The 26,726-nt window shown below is 62.8% G+C and carries 2 protein-coding genes (1 of these 2 cut by a window edge); both read left to right on the top strand.

What is annotated here, in order from left to right; genetic code table 11:
* Entirely contained in the window at window positions 1-9,498 is a 9,498-nt protein-coding gene (locus V476_RS24055; RefSeq protein WP_024960899.1) for a non-ribosomal peptide synthetase, read from the top strand.
* Window positions 9,495-26,726, top strand: the 5' portion of a protein-coding gene (locus V476_RS24060; protein ID WP_024960900.1) for a non-ribosomal peptide synthetase. The gene runs 549 nt beyond the window's last position; the window shows 17,232 of its 17,781 coding nt (coding positions 1-17,232); the start codon lies at window positions 9,495-9,497; the stop codon falls past the right edge of the window. Before V476_RS24055 ends, V476_RS24060 begins: the two co-directional genes overlap by 4 nt.

A 26,726-nucleotide genomic window follows, 5' to 3' on the forward strand; every position in this document is an offset into this window, starting at 1 on the left:
ATGCTTGTCTCCAGCGCCGCAACCTACCCATTGACCGCTGCTCAGCGCGACGTCTGGCTTGATCAGATCAGTCGCGGTGAGTCCCCGCTTTATAACATCGGCGGCTACCTGCAACTGTCTGGAGCGGTCGACCCGGCGACCCTGCACAAGGCGCTGGAGCAACTGGTTTGCGCACATGAAGTGCTGCGCACGGTCCTGATGCCCGGTGCCGGAGCGGACGGCATGCCGCTTCAGTCGTACGCGCCTTGCCTGCCGGTGTCCTTGCCGTTGCACGACGTCAGCGGTCACTTCGAGCCTGAACAGGCAGCGCGAGCACTGATCAATGACAACATGCGCCGCCCGTACGTGCTGGATGGCAGCCCATTGCTCGACTTCTGTCTAATCCGTCTGACTGATGACCAACACTGGCTGGCAGGCCAGGCCCACCATCTGATTATCGATGGCTGGGGGTTTGCGCAGCTGTTCAAGTCCCTCGGCGAGCTTTACAGCGCATTGATCGCAGGTAAAGACCTCGAACTGCTAGCACCGGGGTACAGCGCATTCATTGCCGACGACGCAAGGTATCAGGCGTCGCAACGCTACTCGCTGGACAGGGCCTATTGGCTGGAAAAATACCGTGATTTGCCGGAGCCGTTGCTGGTGTCGCGCTATCACAACCGTCGTGCGACTGACCCGGCGCCATCCCACGCCTGGGTACAGCCGCTTCCCGGTACCTTGCATGCGCGTATGAAACAATTTGCCGAGCGCCACAATGCGTCGGCGTTTCATGTGCTGCTGGCGGTTCTGCATGTCTATTTCACGCGCACTGCGCAACGCGACGAGTGGATCGTAGGGCTGCCGCTGCTCAATCGCAGTGGTGCGCGCTTCAAGGCGACATTGGGTCACTTTGCTCAGGTCAGCGCCGTGCGCATGGCCTTTGCCGAAGAGCTGGACTTCGGTGCCTTGGTGGTCGAGGTGCGCGACGCACTGAAACGTGACTTCCGTCACCAGCGCTTCCCCTTGAGCGAACTCAATCGCACCCTCGAATTGTCACGTGAGGGAAGGGCGCAGCTGTTTGAAGTGTCGGTGTCCTACGAGCTGGAAGACCATGGTTACTGCTACACCGATGCGCAGGCACAGACGGTAAAAGTGTCCAATGGCTACGAAGCGACGCCGCTGGCCGTGCACTTGCGCAGCAACAGTTGCAACGACGATGCCTCGCTGCACTTGGTTCATCACCGTGCCTGGATCGAAGATGACGAGGCTTCGGCGATTGCCGGGCGTTTGCTGCACATTCTGGAGCAAGGGCTGGAAAACCCGGCGCTTAAAATTCAGGACTTCCAGCTGTCTGCACCTGCCGAGCAATTGCAACTGCAGGTCTGGAATCAGACTGAAAGCGTTGCGGGCGACGAGCAACTGATTCATCGACGCATCGAACAGCAGGCCCGTACTCGCCCCTATGCCGTGGCGGCGATTTTTCAGGGGCAACACCTGACCTACGCGCAACTCAACCGTCAGGCCAATGCTCTGGCTCAGCGTCTGATCTACCAAGGCGTATGTCCTGACGATCGCGTGGCAATCGTTTCGCGCCGTGGCCTGGAAACCCTGATAGGGCTGCTGGCCGTTCTCAAGGCGGGGGCGGCTTATGTGCCCATCGACCCGTCGCACCCGCGCGAACGCCTGCACTATCTGCTCAGTGACAGCGCGCCGGTGGTGGTGCTGACCCTGTCTTCGCTGATCGAGCGGCTGCCGCCGCTGGCAGTGCCGCTGATCGAGCTGGACCATTGCATCGACGGCCAGGGCGCCGAGAACAATCCGCAGGTAGCGGGGCTGGGCAGCGATAATCTGGTCTACGTCATTTATACCTCCGGCTCCACTGGCCAGCCCAAAGGCGTGATGGTGGAGCACCGAACCCTGGCCAATCTGGTTGACTGGCACTGCCAGGCGTTCGATGTGAAGGCGGGCAGTCATACCTCCTGCCTGGCCGGCTTTGGTTTCGATGCGATGGCCTGGGAGGTCTGGCCGACCCTGTGCGCTGGCGCAACCCTGCATGTGGCACCGGTCCAGGAAGGGGGCGAGGACATTGAAGCCATGCTCGACTGGTGGCGCGCGCAACCGCTGGACGTGAGCTTTCTTCCCACCCCGGTGGCTGAGTACGCCTTCAGCCAGGATCAGGATCATCCGACGTTGCGTACGCTGCTGATCGGCGGCGATCGCCTGCGGCAGTTCACCCACAACCGCCGTTATGCCGTGGTCAACAACTATGGTCCGACCGAAACCACCGTTGTTGCCACCTCCGGTCAGGTGCTGGCCACCGGCTTGCTGCACATTGGCGGCCCCATCGCCAACACCCGTGTCTACGTCCTCGACAAGCACTTGCAAGCGATGCCCGTCGGTGTGCCCGGTGAGCTTTACATTGGTGGTGGGGGTGTCGCACGGGGTTATCTGAACCAGCCGCAACTCACCGAGGAGCGCTTTGTTGCCGACCCGTTCAGCGATGTCGCGCAGGCACGCATGTACCGCAGCGGCGATCTGGTGCGCTGGAATGGTGATGGAACTCTGGATTACCTGGGCCGTAACGACGATCAGGTGAAGATTCGTGGCATGCGCATCGAGCTGGGCGAAATCGAGTCGGTGCTGGCCACTCTGGAGGGTGTGAAAGACGCGGTTGTGCTGATTCGCGATCTGCATCTGCTGGCCTGGTTCACTGAAACCACCACGGTCGACACCGACACGCTGGCACCGGCAATGCGTGCACGCCTGCCGGGCTACATGGTGCCGCGCGCGTTTACCCGGCTGACCTCGCTGCCATTGACGGCCAACGGCAAACTTGACCGCCGTGCGCTGCCCGATCCGGACCCGGCGTACCTGCTTGGCAACGCTTACGAAGCACCGCAGGGCGAAGTGGAAATCGCCATGGCAGTCATCTGGGCAGAAGTGCTGGGCATCGGGCGCGTAGGACGGCATGACAACTTCTTTGAACTGGGCGGCCATTCCTTGCTGGCCGTCAGCCTGGTCGAGCAACTGCGCAAGGCCGGACTCAAGGCGGATGTGCATGTGCTGCTCAGCCAGCCGACACTGGCTGCTCTGGCGGCATGTCAGACGGACGTCAGCGCCTTCAAAGTGCCGGCAAACCTTATTCCGGCAGGCTGCAAACAGATCACTCCGGGCATGTTGAGTCTGGTGGCGCTCGAACAGTCAGCCATTGATCGCATCGTCGCCAGCGTGCCGGGTGGTGCTGCCAATGTGCAGGAGATCTACCCGCTGGCACCGTTGCAGGAAGGTATTCTCTATCACCACCTGACCGCGGAACAGGGCGACCCCTATCTTCTGCAATGGCGTCTGGCGTTCGATACGCCAGAGCGTCTGTACAGCTGGGCCGCGGCCTTGCAGGAAGTCATTGACCGTCACGATATCCTGCGCACCTCGGTGGCGTGGCAGGGTCTGGAAAGTCCGCAACAGGTGGTCTGGCGCAATGCCGAGCTGACGGTTCAGGCCATCGAGTTCGAGGCCGAAGACCCCGAATCGGCTGTAATCGATCGCCTGCAACGCCAGTTTGACGCCCGTCATCATCGACTGGATCTGACCCAGGCACCCTTGATGCGTCTGGTGCATGCCCAGCAATCGTCGAACGGCGAAACCGTCGCCATTTTGCTCTTTCACCATCTGGTACTGGACAACACGGCGATGGAGATCGTCAGCCGCGAGATGCAGGCTTTGCTGTTCGGCCACCGCTATGACTTGAAGGCGCCGGTGCCGTATCGCAACTACGTTGCGCAAGTACGCCTGGCCAATGACGACGCAAGCCACACAACGTTTTTCACTGAAATGCTCGGTGATGTCGATGAGCCCACCCTGCCTTTTGGCATACAGGACGTGCATGCCGACGGCAGTGGCATCGAGGAGGCGCGACGGGCACTCGACCCCGAACTGGCCCTGCGCCTGCGCGAGCAGGCACGCCAGCTTGGAGTGAGCGCTGCAAGTCTGATCCACGTGGTCTGGGCGCGGGTTCTGGGCGTGCTCGCCAATCGTCGCGACGTGGTGTTCGGCACTGTGTTGCTGGGCCGCATGGGCGGTGAGGGCGCCGATCGGGCGCTCGGTGTATTTATCAATACCTTGCCGCTGCGCGTGGATACGGCGCAGGACACTCGTCCAGCCGTCAAGGCGGTCCACGCTAAGCTGTCTGCGCTGATCGCTCACGAGCAGGCTTCGCTGGTACTCGCTCAGGGCTGCAGTGCGGTGGCATCGGGTTCCCCGTTGTTCAGTGCCTTGCTCAATTATCGCCACAGCGGGGAGGTGAAACCGCAGGACGGTGAAGGGCTCTGGCAAGGCGTGCGGGTGCTCGGTGGTGATGTACGCAGCAACTATCCGTTGACACTCTGTGTGGACGATCTGGGCGAAGGTTTCGACCTGCATATGCTGGCGCAGCAGGGTATGGGAGCCGAGCGTATCGCTGGCTGGGTGCTCAACACGCTGGAGCATCTGCTGGACACTCTGGAACAGGCGCTGCCGCTGCGGCTGGAAAACGTAGCGATTCTCGACGCGGCAGAGCGCAACCATCTGTTGCTCGATTTCAACGGCAGCGAGCAGCCATTCCCGCAGGGCCGCACCGTCAATGTGTTGATCGAAGCGCAGGCCGCCAGCCAGCCGCACAGCCCTGCGGTGATTCAGGGTGGTCATGTACTGACCTACGCTCAGCTCAACGAGCGCGCCAATCGCCTGGCTCACTATCTGATTGACCTGGGCGTCAAAACCGATGAGCGCATCGCCCTGTGCCTGCACCGTGGGCCCGAACGCCTGGTTGCCATGTTGGCGGTGCTCAAGGCCGGTGCGGCCTACGTGCCGGTCGACCCGGTCTATCCGGTCGAGCGTATCGCCTACCTGCTGCAGGACAGCGCGCCCCGCGTGGTTCTGACTGAAAACTCGACCCATGATCTGGCCGGCGATACTGCCCGGGTGAACATCGAGCAGGCTGACTGGCTGGGCTCTTGCGGGAATAACCCCTGCGTTGCGGACCTTGATGCGCAAAAACTGGCGTACGTCATCTACACCTCCGGCTCCACCGGCCAGCCCAAGGGCGTCATGGTCGAGCACTGCACGCTGGTCAATCTGGTGCACTGGCATTGCCAGGCGTTCGCTCTGCAGGCTGGCAGTCACACGGCGAGCGTCGCCGGTTTCGGCTTCGACGCCATGGCCTGGGAAGTGTGGCCGGCGCTGTGTGCCGGTGCGGTACTGCATCTACCACCGGCCGAGGTCGGCAACGAGCACGTCGATGAGTTGCTCGACTGGTGGCTGGAACAGCCACTTCAGGTCGGTTTCCTGCCGACCCCGGTGGCCGAACAGGCCTTCAGACGCCCGCGCCAACACCCGACGCTGCGCACGCTGCTGATCGGCGGCGACCGCTTGCGCCAGTTCGACAGCGACCCTGGCTTCGCCGTGATCAACAACTACGGCCCGACTGAAACCACCGTGGTGGCGACCTCTGGTGCCGTGCAGCCGGGCGGGCCTTTGCATATCGGCGCCCCGATCGCCAACACTCGCGTGTATGTGCTGGACGAGCAGTTGCAGCCGGTGCCCATAGGTGTTGTCGGCGAGTTGTACATCGGTGGTGCGGGGGTTGCCCGTGGCTATCTGAATCGTCCGCAAATGACCGAAGAGCGTTTTATCGCCGACCCGTTCAGTGCTGCAACGCAGGCGCGCCTGTATCGCAGCGGCGATCTGGTGAGCTGGAATGCCGATGGCAGCCTCGACTACCTGGGACGCAACGACGATCAGGTGAAAATTCGCGGCATGCGCATCGAGCTGGGCGAAATCGAGTCGGTTCTGGCCAGTCAGGCCGAGGTGCAGGACGCTGTGGTGCTGGTGCGCGGTGAACGTTTGCTGGCCTGGTTCACCGAAAACGCTCCCGTCGAACCCGAAGCGCTGCGCGAGGCGTTGCGTGCACGCCTTCCCGCGCACATGGTGCCGCTGGCCTTCACACGCCTGTACGCGCTGCCGCTGACCAGCCATGGCAAGCTTGACCGCCGTGCCTTGCCGGACCCGGAGCTGGAAGCGCTGACCAGTCAGGCCTACGAGGCCCCCGTGGGTGAAACAGAGATCCTCATGGCTGATTTATGGGCGCATGTACTTGGCCTGGAACATGTCGGTCGTCATGACAATTTCTTTGAACTGGGCGGCCATTCGCTGCTGGCGGTCAGTCTGGTCGAGCGCCTGCGCAATGCCGGGCTCAGCGTCGATGTACGCGTCCTGCTCGGTCAGCCGACCGTCGCCGCGCTGGCCGCATCGGTGGGCAAAGGGCGTGAAATCCCGACGCCGCTCAATCGCGTTCCGGCCGGTTGTACACACATCACGCCGGACCTGCTGAGCCTGTCACAGCTCGACCAGACGACCATCGAGCGCATTGTCGCCACGGTGCCTGGCGGAGCGGCCAATGTTCAGGAAATCTACCCGTTGGCGCCCCTGCAGGAAGGCATCCTCTATCACCACCTGACTGCCGAACAGGGCGACCCGTACTTGCTGCAATTGCGCATGAACGTCGACAGTCCGGAGCGTTTGGAGGCAGTGGCCGCTGCCTTGCGCAAGGTCATCGGGCGGCACGACAGTCTGCGCACGGCGATCGTCCGGGAAGGGCTGGAAACGCCGCAACAGGTGGTCTGGCGCCAGGCGGATCTGCTTGTCGAACGGGTGACACTGGCGCAAATCGACGCCCCGGCGGGCGCGGCACGCATGGACTTGAACTGTGCGCCGCTGATTCGTCTGGCCTACTGCCCGGACCCGACCGGCCCAGGCCTGTCGGCAATACTGCGCTTCCATCACATCGTGGTAGACGCCACCGCGCTCGAAATCATGCGTGAGGAAATGCTCGCCGATCTACGCGGCGAGCCGGGCCCGACTCAGCCCGCCGTGCCGTATCGCAACTATGTGGCCCAGGCACGTCTGGGTGTCAGCGAAGCGGAACATGAGGCATATTTTCGCGAACAACTGGGCGATATAGACGAGCCGACGTTGCCATTCGATCTGCGCGATGTGCAGGGTGACGGCCGTTGCATTGAGGAAGCCCAGCAGGTGCTGCCCGATGCGTTGCTACAGCGCCTGCGCAGTCAGGCGCGACAACTGGGTGTCAGCGTCGCCAGCCTGTTGCATCTGGCATGGGCGCGGGTGCTGGGCGCGGCCACCGGCAATGACCGCGTGGTATTCGGCACTGTGCTGCTGGGTCGCCTGCAGGGCGGTGCGGGTGCCGACCGTGGTATGGGCATGTTCATCAATACGCTGCCGTTGCGGGTCGATCTGGGCAACCTCAGCGTGCGCGACGGCGCACGCGCCACGCATGCCCGACTGGCAGCACTGCTTGGCCATGAGCACGCATCCCTGGCTCAGGCACAGCGCTGGAGCGGGGTGGCAGCACCATTGCCGTTGTTCAGTGCAATTCTCAACTATCGACACGCCGCAGGCCAGGCGCGACAGGATGCGCAGCTCGACGCATGGCAAGGCCTGGAGATTCTGACCAGCGAGAAGCACACCAACTACCCGTTGAGCCTCAACGTTGACGATCTGGGCGACAGCCTGCGCCTGAGCGTTACCGTGCCACCTCGGGTAGGGGCGCAACGTATCTGTGCTTATGTGCAGCAGACGCTGACGGCCATGCTTGACGCCCTTGAAGGCCAGCCGGATCTGCCGGTGCAGCATCTGTCGGTACTCGGCGCTGAAGAGCGGCATCGCTCGCTGGTCGAGTTCAACGCCACGGCGATCCATCACGATCTTCAGCAAACCTTGCACGGGCTGTTCGAAGCCCAGGCGGTGCGTACGCCGCAGGCTATAGCCCTGCGCGCCGGGCGTGCACAATTGAGCTATCGCCAGCTCAACGAACAGGCCAACTGCCTGGCGCATCACCTGATCGATCTGGGCGTGCGGCCTGATCAGCGGGTTGCGATCTGTGTCGAGCGCGGCCTGTCGATGGTGATCGGTCTGCTGGCGATCCTCAAGGCAGGTGGCGCTTACGTACCCCTGGACCCGAGCTACCCGCGCGAACGTTTGCAGTACATGGTCAAGGACAGCACGCCGGTCGCCTTGCTGGTACAGGCCGGCACTCGCGATCTGCTTGACGACGAGCACGCGCTGCGGATCGATCTGGACAGCGTGACCTGGGACGCCCAGCGTGATCAGAATCCGCGCGTTCCCGGTTTGACGGCGGAGCATCTGGCGTATGTGATTTATACCTCGGGCTCCACCGGTACGCCGAAAGGGGTGATGGTCGAGCACCGCAACGTCAGCAACCTGGTGCAGTGGAGCTCGGTGTTGTGCCCACCGACCTCGGGCACTGTCATGCTGCAAAAGACCCCGATCAGCTTCGACGCCTCGGTCTGGGAGCTTTTCTGGCCACTGAGCAGCGGTATTACACTGGTGCTGGCGCGTCCTGATGGCCAGCGTGATCCGGCCTACCTGGCACAAGTGATTCAGGAGCGCCAGGTCAGCGTGGTGCAGTTTGTTCCTGCGTTGTTGCAGCAGTTCCTCGATCTGCCGCAGAGCAGCGCGTGCAGCAGCCTGACCGACGTTGTCTGCGGGGGCGGTGAGCTGACCGTGGATATGGCCGCACAGCTGCGCAAACGTTTGCCAGAGGTACGCCTGCACAACGTGTATGGCCCGACCGAAACCACAGTCGATTGCAGTGTCTGGACGCTGCGACCCGACGAAGCCGTGCCGGACAGTGCGTTGCCTATCGGGCGTCCGATCAGCAACACGCGGCTTTACGTGCTCGATGCCCATGACCAGCCCGTACCGCAGGGGGTTATCGGCCAGCTGCATATCGGCGGTGCCGGGGTGACGCGTGGCTACCTGAACCTGCCAAAGACCGATGCCGAACGGTTTATCGACAGCCCTTTCGTAGCAGGCGACCGCCTGTACCGCAGTGGCGATCTGGTACGCCAGCGGGCAGACGGCAACCTGGAGTTCCTTGGCCGCAATGACGATCAGGTGAAGATCCACGGGTTGCGTATCGAACCGGGCGACATTCAGGCCTGCCTGATCAGCCATCCGGGTATCGAACAGGCGGTCGTGCTGGTGCGCGACGAGCAACCAGGCGGGCAGCGGCTGGTGGCCTATTACACCGGCACACAGCTGTCGGTCGAGACCTTGCGTGAGGTGCTGCGTGCGCAGTTGCCGGATTACATGGTGCCCGCACTGTTCGTGCATCTGGATGAAATGCCCCTGAGCCCCAACGGCAAGCTGGATCGCAAGGCGCTGCCTGCGCCCGGGCAAGATGCGCTCCTGACCCGCCCTTATGAAGCACCGCAAGGCGAAACCGAAGCCTTGCTGGCCAGGCTCTGGAGCGAACTGCTAGGGGTCGAAAAGGTAGGCCGTCACGACAACTTTTTCGAGCTGGGCGGTCATTCGCTGCTGGCGGTGAGCCTGACTGCGCGCCTGCGCCAGGAAGGCATCGAGGCCGATGTCCGGGCGCTTTTCGAACAACCTACGCTGGCGGGCTACGCAGCCATCACAGAGAACATGGAGATTACCCTGTGAGCATCAACGAACTCTTGGCGACACTCAAAGCTCACGAAATCCACCTGACGGTCAAGGACGGTCAACTGGTGGTGCAGGGCAATCGCCGTGCCTTGACCGAGAACGGGCTGCTGGAACATCTGCGCGAGCATAAGCCGGCGCTGATCGAGCTCATCGAACAGGGCGATTATCAGAACGGCAAGCGCGGCGCACCGGCATTGCCAGCCAACGGCATCGAGCAGGGTTGCGAGCGAATCACTCCCGAAATGTTGACGCTGGTAAAGCTCGATCAGGCGGCTATCGACCTGTTGATGGACGCGATACCGGGAGGTGCCGCGAATGTCCAGGACATTTACCCGCTGGCACCGCTGCAGCAGGGCATTCTTTATCACCACGTCACCGCCACCCAAGGCGATCCCTATGTCATGCAGGTGCAATTCGCCTTTTCTGATCAGGCGCGTCGGGACGCGTTCGCCGAGGCGCTGCAAAGCGTCATCACCCGGCATGACATTCTGCGCACCTCAATACACTGGAAGGGGCTGGAAACCCCGTTACAGGTGGTCTGGCGCCACGCTGAACTGAAGGTCGACAGCTCGCCGCTCGCGGCAGACCTGACGATGGACCTGGGCCAGGCACCGCTGATGCGTCTGATCTGCCATGCACCCGTGGCAGGTCAGCGGGTCGAGGCTACGTTGCTGTTCCACCACATTGCCATGGACCACAGTGCCCTTGAGGTGGTGCGCCATGAAATACAGGCCTGTCTGTCGGGGCAAGCCGAAATGCTGGGCGTACCGGTACCGTTTCGCAACTATGTCGGGCAAGCACTGCTGGGCATCAGCGAAGCTCAGCACGAAGCGTTTTTCCGCGAGATGCTGGGTGATCTCGACGAACCGACACTGGCCTACGGCCTGCAGGATCTGAGCGGCGAGGGTGATGCGATCGAAGAGCACAGCGTCACGCTCAATCAGCCGCTGTGTCTGCGCCTGCGCGCCCAGGCGCGAACCCTGGGCATCAGTGTCGCCAGCCTGTTTCATCTGGGCTGGGCACGGGTGCTGGCGGGCCTCGCCGGGCAGTCGCGGGTAGTATTCGGTACCGTGCTGATGGGGCGCCTGCTGGGTGCCGAGGCTACAGAACGGGCGCTGGGCATCTTCATCAACACATTGCCGCTGCGCCTCGATCTGGACGAGCAAGGCGTGCAAGCCGCAGTGCGCGCCACTCACCAGCGCCTGACCGCGCTGATGCGCCACGAACACGCACCGCTGGCACTGGCGCAGCGCTGCAGTGGGGTAAAGGCGCCGACGCCGTTGTTCAACGCATTGCTCAACTACCGCCACAGTGCACCGGCGCAAGCGTCCGGTGAAACATGGCAAGGCATTGAAGTGCTGCAGGCTCAGGAGCGCAGCAATTATCCGCTGGTGCTGAGCGTCGATGATCTGGGTGAAGCCTTTGGCTTGACGGCACAAACCGCCGCAGGCATCGACCCGCAAAGCATTTGCGCTTATATGCAATGGACCATGGAAAGTGTGGTCGATGCGCTGGAGCAGACGCCGCAGATGTCGGTCGATCAGCTTGATATCGTGCCCGCCAGCGAGCGAGCGCAGCTGCTGCTGGATTTCAATGACCGACGTGCCGACTACGAACGCAGGCTGACGACTCATCAGCGTATTGAGCTGCTGGCAGAGCAGCAGCCTGACGCTATTGCCGCACAGGTGGGCACACAACACCTGAGCTACCGCGAGCTGAACGCACGCGCCAATGCGCTCGCCCATCATTTGATCAGTCTTGGGGTACAACCCGATGACCGCGTGGCGGTGGTGGCGCGGCGCAGCCTTGAGACGCTGGTCGGCTTGCTGGCAGTGCTCAAGGCCGGTGCGGGCTATGTGCCGGTCGATCCGGCGCACCCGGACGAGCGCATTGCCTATCTGCTCGGCGACAGCGCGCCGGTTGCGGTATTGGCTCAACCAGTCTTTGTCGAACGCCTGCAAGGGTTGGGCTTGCCGGGATTGAACACCCCACTGATCGAACTGGACCTGGCAAACTGGCCCGAGCAGCAAGACAACCCTCACGTCGACACGCTCGACTCGACCCATCTCGCCTACGTGATCTACACCTCGGGCTCGACCGGCCAGCCCAAGGGCGTGATGGTCGAGCACCGCTCGCTGAACAATCTGATCGACTGGCACCGTGAGGCCTTCGATCTGCGTGCGGGCAGTCATACCGCCAGTGTGGCGGGTTTCGGTTTCGACGCCATGGCCTGGGAAGTCTGGCCGGCCTTGTGCGCCGGGGCGACGCTGCACCTGCCGCCGGCCGAGATCGGCAATGAGCAGCTTGATGCGCTGCTTGACTGGTGGATCGCCCAGCCGTTGCAGGTCGCTTTTCTGCCCACGCCGGTGGCCGAATACGCCTTCAGTCGCAATCTGCGTCATCCAACCCTGCGCACGCTGCTGATCGGCGGTGACCGGCTACGCCAGTTCCATCGCGATCCGGGCTTTGCGGTGATCAATAATTATGGCCCCACCGAAACCACGGTGGTCGCCACCTCCGGTCGTTTATTACCCGACGGCAGCCTGGACATCGGCAAACCGGTCGCCAACACCTCGATTTACCTGCTTGATGAGCGGCAACAGCTGGTCCCGCTCGGGGTGCCGGGCGAGCTGTATATCGGTGGCGACAGTGTGGCCCGCGGTTACCTGAATCAGCCGCAACTGACTGCCGAACGCTTTGTGCATGATCCGTTCGCCGGGCAACCACAGGCGCGCATGTACCGCACCGGCGATCTGGCACGCTGGAATGCCGATGGCACGCTGGAGTACCTGGGTCGTAATGACGATCAGGTGAAAATTCGCGGGGTGCGCATCGAGCTGGGAGAAATCGAAAACCAGTTCAGCCAATTGCCGGGTATCGAGGAGGCACTGGTCCTGGCTCGCGAAGATGAACCGGGGCAAGCGCGGCTGGTGGGCTATTTCACTGAGCGTGCCGGCGCTGCCTCCAGCACAGTGGAGCAATTGCGTACCGCACTGCTGGCCCGCCTGCCGGGTTATATGGTGCCCGGCGCATTGGTGCGCCTGGATAGCTGGCCACTGACGGCCAATGGCAAGGTCGACCGCCGTGCCTTGCCGGTGCCCGACCGCACCGCGCTGTCGACCGGCGAATACCAGGCCCCGCAAGGCGAGCTTGAGACCGCGCTGGCCCTGATCTGGAGCGAATTGCTGCAGGTCGAGCGCGTAGGGCGTCATGACCGTTTCTTTGAGCTGGGCGGTCATTCGTTGCTGGCCATGCGCATGGTTTCTCAGGTACGTCAGCGCCTGTCACTGGAACTGGCCCTTGGCGACCTGTTTGCCGACAGTTCGCTGATCGCGGTCGCACACTGCCTGAGCGCTGCCGCGCGCAGTCAGTTGCCGGTCATCGACGTTCAGCCACTCAACGGCCCGGTACCCTTGTCTTCCGCTCAGCAGCGCATCTGGTTCATGGCGCAAATGGAAGATGCCAATAGTGCCTATAACATCTCGTTGGGCCTGAAACTGAACGGTCCACTGGACAGCCGTGCCTTGACGCGTGCACTGGAACGCATCGTGGCCCGCCACGACAGCCTGCGCAGCCGCTTCAGTCAGGAAGACGACATCGCCTGGGTACAGGCAGCGCCTGTGACTGAGGTACCGGGCATCTGCTGGCAGGATTTACGCGATCAGGACCCGCAAGCGCTGCAGGCCGTGATCAGGGAAGAGGCCGCGCAGCCCTTCGACTTGCAGCGCGACTTGCCGATCCGTGGCCGTTTGCTGTGTCTGGCTGAAGACCGTCACGTCTTGCTGCTGACCGTGCATCACATCGTTGCCGACGGCTGGTCGCTGGGCGTGCTGACCCGCGAACTGACCGCGCTCTACCAGGCGTTCAGTCAAGGGCAGGAGGATCCCTTGCCCTCGCTGGCCCTGCAGTATGGCGATTACGCCGTGTGGCAACGCAACTGGCTGGACGACGAACGATTGAGTCATCAGGCCGATTACTGGCAGCAGACCCTGACGGGTGCGCCGGTATTGCTGACCTTGCCCACAGACCGTCCACGTCCCGCGCATCAGGACTACACCGGGGCCAGCGTCGCGCTGGATCTCGACCCGCGTTTGAGCAACGACCTCAGAGCCTTCTGCCAGACGCAGTCGGTGACACCATTCATGCTGTTCATGGGCGCCTGGGCTGTTTTGCTGGCGCGGCTGTCCGGACAGGAAGAGGTGGTCGTCGGCATGCCGGTTGCCAACCGCCGTCATGCCGAAATCGAAGGCTTGATCGGTTTGTTCGTCAATACCCTGGCCGTGCGTGTCGATACGTCGGGCGAGCCGGATGTGGTGACGCTGCTGGAGCGCATCAAGGCCCGCGTGGTGGAAGCGCAGGATCATCAGGACCTGCCTTTCGAACAAGTGGTGGAGCGCCTGCGGCCGCCACGCAGCCTCGCGCACAGCCCGTTATTCCAGGCATCACTGACCTGGGACGGCAGCCAGGGGCTGGAATTGCAACTGGGCGATATGCAGCTCGAGCCGCTGGATGAACAGGCCGCTTTCGCGAAATTCGACCTGGCGTTGAGCGTCAGCGATGGCGCCGATCATTTCCGCTGCGTCGTGGAATACGCCACAGCGCTGTTTGACCATGGCACCGTCGAACGCCACCTGGGGTATCTGGAAGCGATACTGCGCGCCATGGTGGCTGACAGCCAGACGGTGGTGAGCCACATTCGGCTGTTGTCGGAGGCCGAGCGTCGGCAGTTGACCGAGGGCTTCAATGCACCCGATGCGGTGTATCCGCAAGAGCAGACGCTGCACAGTCAGTTTGAAGCGCAAGCGCAGCGCACGCCGGATGCGATTGCCGTCAGCTATGAAGAGGAGTCGTGGAGCTACGCAACACTTAACGCCCAGGCCAACAGGATCGCACATCGCCTGATTGGCATGGGCATCGGTGCGGACGACCGAGTCGCCATCTGCACGCCTCGCGGCCTGCAGATGATCGCGGGCCTGCTGGGGATTCTCAAAGCCGGTGCCGCCTACGTGCCGCTGGACCCGGCTTATCCTATTGAACGTCTGGCTTACACCCTCGACGACAGCGCACCGGTGGCGTTGTTGAGTCAGCGGTCAGTGCAGGGCACCTTGCCGGTCTCGGAAGTGCCGGTGATCTGTCTCGACGACGACTTGCAGGACGAATCCGTCTGTAATCCGCAGGTGCCGGTAACGCCCGGCAACCTGGCTTATGTGATCTACACCTCCGGGTCCACCGGTAAGCCCAAAGGCGTGATGATCGAACATCGCAACGTCGCGAGACTGTTCTCGGCCACCGAAGAATGGTTCGGTTTCAACCAGCAGGATGTCTGGGCGCTGTTCCATTCGTTCGCCTTCGACTTTTCGGTCTGGGAAATCTGGGGCGCGTTGCTGCATGGCGGGCATTTGGTAATCGTGCCGCAGCTGGTCAGCCGCTCGCCCGAAGACTTCTACACACTGCTGTGCAGCACCGGGGTGACGGTGCTCAACCAGACGCCGAGTGCGTTCCGTCAGCTCATTGCTGCACAGGGCGAGAACGGCCAGGCGCATTCGTTGCGCAAGGTGATCTTCGGCGGTGAAGCGCTGGACACCGTGATACTCAAGCCGTGGTATGCCCGCAACGTGAACGCCGGCACACAACTGGTGAACATGTACGGCATCACCGAAACCACGGTGCATGTGACCTATTACCCGTTGCAGCCCGAAGACGCCCAGCGCCTTGGCGCCAGCCCGATCGGCAGACGCATTCCCGATTTGCAGCTTTATGTTCTCGATGCGCGCGGCGAGCCCGTGCCGATGGGTGTGGTTGGCGAGCTGTATGTCGGCGGTGCCGGTGTGGCGCGGGGCTATCTGCACCGTGAAGCACTGACGGCTGAACGCTTTCTCGACAACCCGTTCAGCCACGTAGCGAATGCGCGGATGTACCGTACCGGTGACCTGGGCCGCTGGCTGGCCGATGGCAGCCTGGAATACATGGGCCGTAATGACGAACAGGTCAAGATTCGCGGTTTCCGTATCGAACTGGGTGAGATCGCAGCGCGCCTGAACGATCATCCAGATGTTCTCGACGCTGTGGTTGTGGCGCGCGAGGATGTGCCGGGTGACAAACGACTGGTTGGCTATTACACCTCGGCTGAAGATAAAGCCGGGCTGGATATCGAACAGTTGCGTGCCTGGCTGTCGGGCCTGCTGCCCGAATACATGGTGCCTGCGGCCTATGTACGGCTGGCCAGCCTGCCGGTGACGGCGAACGGCAAACTGGACCGCAAAAGCCTGCCGGCACCGGACCGCGACAGCATCGCCAGCCGGGCCTATGAAGCGCCGCAAGGACCGATCGAAATCGCCCTGGCAAGCTTGTGGGCCGAGCTGCTGCATGTGGAGCAGGTCGGTCGTCAGGATAATTTCTTTGAACTGGGCGGCCACTCGTTGCTGGCCGTGACCCTGATTGCGCGCATGCGTCGTCTGGACATGCGTGCGGACATTCGCGTTCTGTTTGTCCAGCCAACGCTGGCGGCGCTGGCCGAGGCCGTCGGTGGCGACACTGAAATCGATGTGCCAGCCAACCTGATCGATGCGTACTGCCAGCGCATCACCCCTGAACTGCTGCCCTTGGTAGCGCTGGACCAGCCCGCCATTGAGCGTATCGTGGCGCGGGTGCCGGGCGGTGCCGCTAATGTGCAGGATATCTACCCGCTGGGCCCGTTGCAGACCGGTATTCTTTACCACCACCTGACCGCCGGGGACCGCGATCCTTATCTGTTGCAGCCGCAGTTCGCCTTCGCCGACGCCTCGCGTCTTGAGGCTTTTTGCAATGCCTTGCAGCGAGTGATCGAGCGCAACGATATTCTGCGCACCGGGTTGTTCTGGGAAGGTTTGCAAGCACCGGTACAAGTGGTCTGGCGCCAGGCGCCTCTGCGGGTTGAAGAGGCAGCCTTGCAAGACCTGTTTAATGCGCCGCGCATGGACCTGACGCAGGCGCCGCTGTTGCAGCTGGTTTATGCCCATGATCCGGCCAACCAAAGGATCGCAGCGGTGCTGCGCTACCACCATGTGATCATGGACCACATCGCCCTCGATATATTGAGCCATGAGTTGCAGGCCATCCTGCTGGACAACGAAGCTCAGCTTGCAGCGCCTGTGCCTTATCGAAACTACATTGCCCACGTTGTGCAAGGGCCTGGAGAGGACGCCCATGAAGCGTTCTTCCGCGAGCAGTTGGGCGATATCGATGAGCCGACCTTGCCTTATGGTCTGGCCATGGCATCCGCAGAGCAGATTCCTGGCGAGGCCCGACTCACGCTGGACAGCGACCTGTGCCGGCAGATCCGCGATCAGGCACGGCAGTTGAGTGTCAGCGCCGCCACGTTGATGCACCTCGCCTGGGCGAAGGTGCTCGGCCAGTTGTCCGGGCGTGACAGCGTGGTATTCGGCACCGTGCTGCTTGGACGGTTGCGCGGCGGTGAGGGGGGCGAGCGCGCCTTGGGGGTGTTCATCAATACCTTGCCATTGCGCATGGATCTGGTCGGGCACTGCGCGCGCAGTGCAGTGCTCGACCTCCATGGTCGTCTGGTCGGGATGCTCGCCCATGAGCACGCTCAGTTGGCTTTGACCCAGCGCTGTAGCGCCTTGCCGGCTGGCGCACCACTGTTCAATACGCTGCTCAATTACCGCCACAGCGCTGTGCCTGAGGTCGATGACCAGGCGAACAACACGGCATGGCAAGGGATTGAGGTCGTGCACGCAGAGGAGCGCAGTAACTACCCGCTGACCTTGAGTATCGATGACTTCGGCGATAGTTTCAGCCTGACAGCCCAGGCTGCGCCGGGTATTGATCCGCAACGGATTTGCGCCTACGTGCAACAAGCCGTTGTCCATCTGGTGCAGGCCCTGGAGCAGCAGTCGGCAGCAGCCCTGATTGAATCGTCAGTGGTGCCGGAGGCAGAACGCGAGCAGATGTCGGTAACGTTCAACGATACCCGGCGTGACTACCCACGCGGGCAGCCCGTGCACCGTCTGTTCGAGCGCCGCGCTGCGCTTCATCCGCATGCAGTGGCGGCCGTGCATGGCCGTCGCTCACTCACTTATGGTGAGTTGAACGAGCGCGCCAACCACTTGGCTCACTACCTGCTGGGGCAAGGTGTGCGGCCCAACGAGCATGTGGCGATTTTGCTACCGCGCTCACTGGAACTGCTGATCAGCCAGTTGGCGGTCGGCAAATGCGCAGCGACCTACGTGCCACTGGACGTCAATGCGCCTGCCGAACGCCAGCATTACATGCTCGATGATTGCCAGGCGAAATGTGTGCTGACGCAGAGCGCCACCTCGATGGGCTCGACGGTGCAACGCATCAATCTGGACCAGTTGAACCTTGACGACCAGCCTGCGCATGACCCGGGCCTGCCACAGGCATCCGACACAGCAGCTTACGTCATGTACACCTCTGGCTCGACGGGAGCCCCGAAAGGCGTCCGTGTGGCCCATCGCGGCATTGCCAGGCTGGTGTTGAACAACGGTTATGCCGACTTCAACGAGCAGGACAGCATCGCCTTTGCCTCCAACCCTGCATTCGATGCCAGCACCATGGAAGTCTGGGGTGCCTTGCTCAACGGTGGGCAGCTGTTGGTGATCGAGCACACCACGCTGATCGACCCGATGCGTTTCAGCGCGGCTCTGCGTCAGGGCAATGTCAGTGTGCTGTTCTTGACCAGCGCACTGTTCAACCAGTACGTGCAACTGATCCCCGAGGCACTCAGCGGTCTTCGGCTGTTGCTTTCCGGCGGTGAGCGCGCCGATCCGGCGAGCTTCCGCACGCTGCTTGCCCAGGCTCCGGGCCTGCACCTGTTGAACGCGTACGGCCCCACTGAAACGACTACCTTCGCTACGGCCAGTGATGTAAGAACACTGGCCGATCACGCCGAGTCGGTACCGATCGGTACACCTATCGGCAATACGACGGTCTACGTGCTCGACGCTCATCAGCACCTGACACCGTTGGGGGCGATTGGCGAGCTTTACATTGGTGGCGACGGTGTGGCGCTGGGTTATCTGAATCGCCCGGACCTGACCGCAGAGAAGTTTATCGCCGACCCGTTCAGCGATCAGCCCGGCGCGATGATGTACCGCACCGGCGATCTGGGCCGCTGGCTGGAGGATGGCCAGCTGGAGTGCCTGGGGCGCAACGATGACCAGGTGAAAATCCGTGGTTTCCGTATCGAGCTGGGCGAGATCGTCAATTGTCTACATCAGTTGCCGGGCATCAGGGAAGCTGTGGTTCTGGCGCGCGAGGATGAGCCGGGCCATGTGCGTCTGGTTGCCTACTTCACCAGCCGGCTGGACGCCGAGGCGCCTGCACCGGAGCAAATGCGTGCTCACCTGCAGGCTAACCTGCCGGAATACATGGTACCTGGGGCCTTTGTCGAGCTGACCGTTCTGCCGTTGACCGCCAACGGCAAGCTGGACAGCCGTGCACTGCCCAAACCGGATCATTCGTCGCTGTTGGGGCTGGCCTACGAGCCACCGCAGGGCGAGATTGAAATCGCTCTGGCGCAGATCTGGGCTGAAGTGCTGCAGCTCGAGCGGGTCGGTCGCCACGATCACTTTTTCGACTTGGGCGGGCATTCCCTGCTGGCCATGCGCATGGTGTCGCAGGTGCGTCAGCAGATGGGCATGGAATTGCCATTGGGCGAACTCTTCGCGCTGGGCGAACTGGCAGCCGTGGCCAGTGCGCTGGCTGGTGCGGGACGCAGTGAACTGTCACTGATCCTGCCTGCGCCGCGTGATCAGTCGCTACCGCTGTCGTTTGCCCAGCAGCGTTTGTGGTTTCTGGCACAGATGGAAGGCGGTAATCAGGCTTACAACATCCCGCTGGCCCTCAGTCTGCAAGGATCGCTGGATGTCGCCGCGTTGACAGCCGCGCTTGGGCGAATCGTCGAGCGCCACGAAACCCTGCGCAGCCGCTTCATTGCCCGTGAGGAGGGGGCTGAAGTCGTGTTCACAGCTCCGGCGGCCATGTCGTTCCTGCACATCGAAGACCTGCGTCAAAACCCGCAAACCCTGGCCGAACGCGTCGCAGCAGAGGCTACCGCAGCGTTCGATCTGACACGGGGGCCGCTGATCCGTGGCTGCCTGCTGCAGGTGGAAGACGCGCGGCACGTATTGTTGCTGACCGTGCACCACATCGTCTCCGACGGCTGGTCGATGGGCGTTCTGACCCGCGAATTGCTTGCGTTGTATCCGGCGCTGCGTCGCGGCGAGACCGATCCACTGCCAGCGCTGAGCATCCAGTACGCCGACTATGCGGTCTGGCAGCAGGGCTGGATGAGCGGTGAACGTCTGCAACACCAGGCTGCCTATTGGCGGCAGGTGCTGGAAGGCGCGCCGACACTGCTGACCCTGCCTGTCGACCGGCCGCGTCCGGCGCAGCAGGATTTCGCCGGTGCCAGCCTGAACGTACGGCTGGATGGGCAACTGACTGCCGGCCTGCGTGCGCTGGCTCAGCGGCAAGGCGTTACGCTGTACATGACCTTGCTGACTGCGTGGGGCGCACTGCTGGCGCGTCTGTCCGGTCAGGCCGAGGTGGTCGTCGGCAGCCCGATCGCGGGCCGTGGTCGCGCCGAGCTGGAAGGGCTGATCGGCCTGTTCGTCAACACGCTGGCCATACGCATCGACACAGCATCGGCAGCCACCGGTGAGGCGCTGCTGGCACAGGTCAGGACGCGAGTACTGGAGGCTCAGGACCACCAAGACCTGCCGTTCGAGCAGGTGGTTGAAATCGTCCGCCCGACACGCAGCCTGGCCCATGGCCCGTTATTCCAGACAACGCTTAACTGGCTGGCCGGGGAAACTACCTTACCGGAGATGGACGGGCTGTCGCTGGCAACGGTCGAACAGCAGAGTCAGGTCTCCAAGTTCGATCTGTCGCTTAACCTCGGCGAACAGGGTGATGCGTTGTTCGGCACGCTGGACTACGCCACTGCGCTGTTCGATGAGGCAACGGTGCAGCGCTATTGCGGTTATTTCGAACAGTTGCTGCGCACGCTGGTGAGTAACCAGCAGGCAGTGCTCGCTGATATTCCGCTGGTGGGCCCGCAGGAGCGCGAGTATCTGCTCGACACTCTTAACGCCAGCGCGGTGAGCCTGCCGCAAGGTCAGACCATTCATGCCCTGATAGAGGCACGCGCCGAGGGCATGCCCGAAGCCGTTGCCGCCAGGGGCGGCCAGCAGTCACTGAGCTACGCGCAGATGAACCGTCAGGCCAACAGCCTTGCCCATCATCTGATCAGCCTGGGCGTGCGCCCGGATGATCGCGTCGCGGTCGTCGCGCGCCGTGGGCTGGACACGCTGGTGAGTCTGCTGGCCGTGCTCAAGTCCGGTGCCTGCTATGTGCCGGTGGATCCGGCGCACCCCGATGAGCGCATAAACTATCTGCTGACCGACAGCGCGCCAGTGGTGGTGCTCGCTGAACAGGCTTTCATGGCGCGCCTCCCTGCACTGACGGTGCCACTGCTCGCGCTCGATCGCCCTCAATGGCCTGAGCAACCGGCAAATCCGCTGTTGTCGGGCCAGACGCCCGGCGATCTGGCGTATGTGATTTACACTTCTGGCTCGACCGGACAACCGAAAGGCGTGATGGTCGAACACCGCACGCTGGCCAATCTCGTTCACTGGCATTGCCAGGCATTCGCTTTGCACGCCGGTAGCCATACTGCCACTGTGGCCGGCTTCGGTTTTGACGCGATGGCCTGGGAAGTCTGGCCGGCCCTGTGTGCAGGGGCAACGCTGCATATCCCGCCAGCCGAAATCAGTAATGAACAGCTTGATGTGCTGCTCGACTGGTGGCTGGCCCAGCCGCTACAGGTGGCGTTTTTGCCGACACCGGTGGCCGAATATGCGTTCAGCCGCGAGCTGTATCACTCGACGCTGCAGACGCTGCTGATCGGCGGCGATCGCCTGCGGCAGTTCCACCGTGAGCCGGGGTTTGCCGTGATCAACAACTATGGCCCGACCGAAACCACGGTGGTCGCCACCTCCGGTCGTCTGTTGCCTGACGGCAGCCTCGACATCGGCAAACCGATCGCCAACACCCGCGTGTACCTGCTCGACGAGCAGCAGCAACTGGTGCCGACCGGTGTTGCCGGCGAGTTGTACATCGGCGGTGAAGGCGTGGCACGAGGTTATCTGAATCAGCCGCAACTCACTGCCGAACGCTTCCTCAGCGATCCGTTCTGCGAGCACCCGCAGGCGCGTATGTACCGCACCGGTGATCTGGCTCGCTGGAATGCAGGCGGCACGCTGGACTATCTGGGGCGTAACGACGATCAGGTGAAAATCCGCGGTATGCGTATCGAACTGGGCGAAATCGAGGCGCAACTGACCTCGTTGCCGGGTATCGAGGAATCGCTGGTGGTGGCGCGCGAGGACGAACCTGGACAGTCACGTCTGGTGGCGTACTTCATTGAGCAAGGCCCGCGCTCGGCGCTTGATATCGCCAGGCTGCGTGCCGACATGCTGGACCGCCTGCCGGGCTACATGGTGCCGAGTGCGTTCGTGCGCCTCGATGCCTGGCCATTGACCGCCAACGGCAAGGTCGATCGACGTGCCTTGCCGGTGCCGGATCGCGAGGCCATGCCAGGGCGTGAATACGAGCCGCCGCAAGGCGAGCTGGAAATGGCCCTGGCCGATATCTGGAGCGATTTGCTGCAAGTCGAGCAAGTAGGGCGCAACGATCACTTCTTCGAGCTCGGCGGCCATTCGCTGCTCGCCGTTACTCTGATCGCACGCATGCGTCGCCGTGGCATGGATGCCGATATCCGCGTGTTGTTTGCCCAGCCGACCCTGGCCGCCTTGGCACGCGCCGTTGGCAGCGGCGCTCAGGTGAAGATTCCGGCCAACCTGATCGGTGCGGATTGCACGTCAATAACCCCGGACCTGTTGCCGCTGGTGAAACTGGACCAGGCAGGGATCGATCGCGTTGTCGCCAGCGTTACCGGTGGTGCGAGCAATATTCAGGACATCTACCCGCTGGGGCCTCTGCAGGCGGGTATTTTCTATCACTACCTGTCCGCCGCCGAGGATGATCCCTATCGCTTGCAGGCACGCTTCGCCTTTGCCGACCGCTCGCGACTGGAGGCCTTCAGCCAGGCGCTGCAACAGGTCATCGCCCGCAACGACGTGTTGCGCACTTCACTGTGCTGGGACGGCCTGGAAACGCCTGTGCAAGTGGTCTGGCGACATGCCGATCTGCCGGTGATCGAGGTGCCGCTGGCGGCGCTGGATAATCCCGAGCCGCTGGAACTTGTACGTGCACCGCTGCTGCGGCTGATTCACGCCGATGACCCGGACAGCGGGCGTATCGTCGCGGTCCTGCTGTTCCATCATTTGATCATGGACCACGTTGCCCTGGACCTGCTGAGCCAGGAGTTGCAGGCGGTGCTGCTCGATCAGGCAGCGCAACTGCCCGCGCCAGTGCCTTATCGCAACTACATCGCGCAGACCTTGCTGGGGGCCGGTGACGACGCGCATGAGACGTTCTTCCGCGAGCAATTGGGCGATCTGGATGAGCCGACCCTGGCGTACGCCCAGACCTGGTTGCCAGGGCCGGACGTTGCAGGCGAGGCCCGACTGCGTCTGGATATGGACCTGAGCAGGCGGTTACGTCATCAAGTGCGGCAGCTGGGTGTCAGTCCTGCCAGCCTGATGCACCTGGCCTGGGCTCAGGTACTGGGCCGATTGTCCGGGCGTGACAGCGTGGTGTTCGGCACCGTACTGTTGGGTCGCTTGAACGGCAGCGAGGGCGCCGAACGCACACTCGGGGTGTTCATCAACACCTTGCCGTTGCGCATCGACCTGGCCGATCAGAGTGCACGCGATGCTCTGTCCCAAACCCACCGCCGCCTGACCGGATTGCTTGCCCACGAACAGGCTTCTCTGGCAATCGCGCAGCGTTGCAGCGCCTTGCCTGCAGGTGCGCCGTTGTTCAGTGCACTGTTGAACTACCGCCACAGCGCTGCACCCGGTGAGGCAAACGAGGCTGCCGGCAAGGCCTGGAAGGGCATCGAGCTGCTACAGTCTGGCGAGCGCAGCAGCTATCCGTTGACGCTCAGCGTCGATGATCTGGGCGAGGCGTTCGACCTGACTGCGCTGACCTCGAAAGGCATCGATGCCCGACGTGTTTGTGCATATCTTGCCTGCGCCGTGGAGGGACTGGTCGACGCGCTTGAACAGGCACCTTCGGAACCGATTCAGGCACTGAATATTCTGCCCGGCGCCGAACGAAACGAGCTACTCGATGGCTTCAATGCCGATCGCCTTACGGCGGAGTGCCCGCTGCCCGTTCATCTGCGTATCGAACAGCAGGCGCTGGAACAACCGAACGCCATGGCCGCAAAGGCGGGCGACCAGCATTTGAGCTATGGCGAGTTGAACGCCCGTGCCAACGCACTGGCCCATCACCTGATCGGGCTGGGCGTACGTCCTGACGACCGGGTGGCGGTGGTCGCGCGGCGGGGTCTGGAGACCCTGGCCGGTCTGCTGGCAGTGCTGAAAGCCGGGGCGTGCTACGTACCGGTCGATCCGGGCCACCCGGATGAACGCATCAACTACCTGCTGGAGAACAGCGAACCTGTGGTGGTGTTGGCTCAATTCGACCTGCTGACACGTCTGCCCGAACTGCAGGTGCCGGTGATCGCGCTTGATCGCCCGGACTGGTCACAGCGCACCGACAACCCGTCCGTGCCGGAAATGACCACGCAACATCTGGCTTACGTGATTTACACCTCGGGGTCCACCGGGCTGCCCAAGGGCGTGATGGTCGAGCACCGCACGCTGAACAATCTGGTGGATTGGCACTGTGAAGCCTTCAACCTGCGTGCCGGCAGTCATACCGCCAGCGTTGCCGGGTTCGGTTTCGACGCCATGGCCTGGGAAGTCTGGCCTGCGCTGTGTGCCGGTGCGGTGCTGCACCTGCCGCCTGCGGAGATTGGCAACGAACAGCTCGATGTGCTGCTCGACTGGTGGCTGGCCCAGCCGCTGCAGGTGGCGTTTCTGCCGACCCCCGTGGCCGAATACGCCTTCAGCCGTGAATTACACCATCCGACGCTGCAAACTCTGTTGATTGGCGGTGATCGCTTGCGCCATTTCAACCGTGATCCCGGTTTTGCCGTGGTCAACAACTACGGCCCGACAGAGACCACGGTGGTGGCCAGCTCTGGCCGGATGCAGCCTGGCGAGGTGTTGCACATCGGCAAGCCGGTTACCCATGCCCGACTGTACGTACTGGATTCGCGTGGCCAGCCCGTGCCACTCGGGGTGCCCGGCGAGTTGTACATCGGCGGCGCTGGCGTTGCTCGTGGCTATCTGAACCGAGCGGACCTGACCGCAGAACGCTTCCTCGACGATCCGTTCAGCGACAGATCCGGCGCGCGCATGTATCGCTCCGGCGATCTTGTGCGCTGGCTGTCAGACGGGACGCTTGAATACCTGGGCCGTAACGATGATCAGGTGAAGATTCGTGGCGTGCGTATCGAGCCAGGCGAGATCGAACAGCACCTGGCGCAATGCCCGGGCGTCGGCGAAGCGGTGGTGACCACCCAGCGTCTGGACGATGGCACGTTGCGTCTGGTGGGTTACTTCACCCGTCGTGATGCGTCGCTCGACAGTGCCGCCTTGCGCGCGCATCTGTTGGGTCAACTCCCGGAGTACATGGTGCCTGCGGTGTTTGTAAGCCTTGATGCGCTGCCATTGACCCAGAACGGCAAAGTCGACCGCAAGGCGTTGCCTGCGCCCGACCTGGCGGCACTGGCGAACCTCGCTTACCAGGCGCCTTCAACGGCTCTGGAAGAGCGCCTGGCGGACTTGTGGGCCGAGGTTCTTGAAGTCGGAAAAATCGGCAGGCACGACAGTTTCTTTGAACTGGGCGGCCATTCGCTGTCGGCCATCCGCCTGGTCAGCCTGCTGCAAAAAGCAGGTGTGTCACTGACGCTGGCCGAGCTGTTCCAGCACCCTAGCGTTGCAGCGCTGGCCGGATTGCTCGATCAGCGTCCAGGATCGCCGGACGAGGCTCGGGAGGTGATCACAGTGCGCGCCGGTGGCAGCGAGTCACCCTTGTTTCTGCTGCACGATTTCACCGGGCTGGATGCTTATTTCCCGGTGCTTGGGCAACATCTGCAGGGTGACTTTCCGATTTACGGCTTGCCGGGCATTGGTCTTGGGCAGCAGCAATTACGCACCATGGAGTGTCTGGCTGCGCGGATGGTGGAGCGCATTCGTCAGGTCCATCCGCGCGGCCCGTATCGGTTGGCCGGCTGGTCGTTTGGCGGGGTGCTGGCCTACGAAGTGGCCACGCAACTGCTGGGCATGGACGAGGCCGTGACATTCCTCGGCCTGATCGACAGCTATGTGCCACGCCTGACCGATCAGGGCAAGGCGCGCTGGCAGGGGCCTGATTTGCTTGAGCGGCAATTGCTCTCGCATTGCACTGCGCACTGGCAAGCCCAGGCGGGTGAGGGCGCTGCGAAGTTGGCGCGTCTGAACTCATTGAGCGAGCAAGCGCCGCTGCCGGACTTCGCCACGCTGTTGCAACTGTGCCGTGACGAAGGCCTGTTGTACGAGGAGCTGGCGCTGGCGAGCGATCAGCAATTGCACCATTACCTGGACCGTGAAGTGGCGCATGGTCAGGCCCTGGCGCATTACCAGCTGGAGTCACTCAGCCTGCCGATTCACCTGTTCCGCGCCGAACAGCGCCCAATGGCGCCGATTGGAAGCAGTTCGACCTTGGGCTGGGGGGAGATTCTCTCCGCAGATCTACTGCGGTGCGTCGATGTCCCGGGGGACCACATGACGATGATGCAGGCACCGCACGTCGCGGTGCTTGGTCTGAGCATCGTTCAGGCGCTGCACAGCGCGCCTGCCACGCCACCGCCACCGCCGGCTCATCAGTCACTGCTGGCCATCCAGAGCGGGCGTGACGGGCATGCGCCAGTGTTTTGCGTACCGGGCGCCGGGGACAGCGTCACCAGCTTCATTGGCCTGGCCGAGGCACTGGGTCCGGACTGGCCGATCCACGGCCTGCAACCGCGCGGTCTGGACGGTCGCAGTGTTCCGCACAGCCGCGTGGAAGCTGCAGCGCAGAGCCATGTGCAGGCCATCGAAGCGCTGTATCCGAAAGGCCCCCTGCATTTGGTCGGGCATTCGTTCGGCGGGTGGGCGGCGCACGCGATGGCTGTCAAGCTGCAG

Source organism: Pseudomonas syringae KCTC 12500, from assembly GCF_000507185.2.
Lineage (GTDB): Bacteria > Pseudomonadota > Gammaproteobacteria > Pseudomonadales > Pseudomonadaceae > Aquipseudomonas > Aquipseudomonas syringae.

Coding starts and splice junctions, on each gene's coding strand:
- V476_RS24055 (WP_024960899.1), top strand. CDS start 1: ATGCTTGTCTCCAGCGCCGCAACCTACCCATTGACCGCTGCTCAGCGC.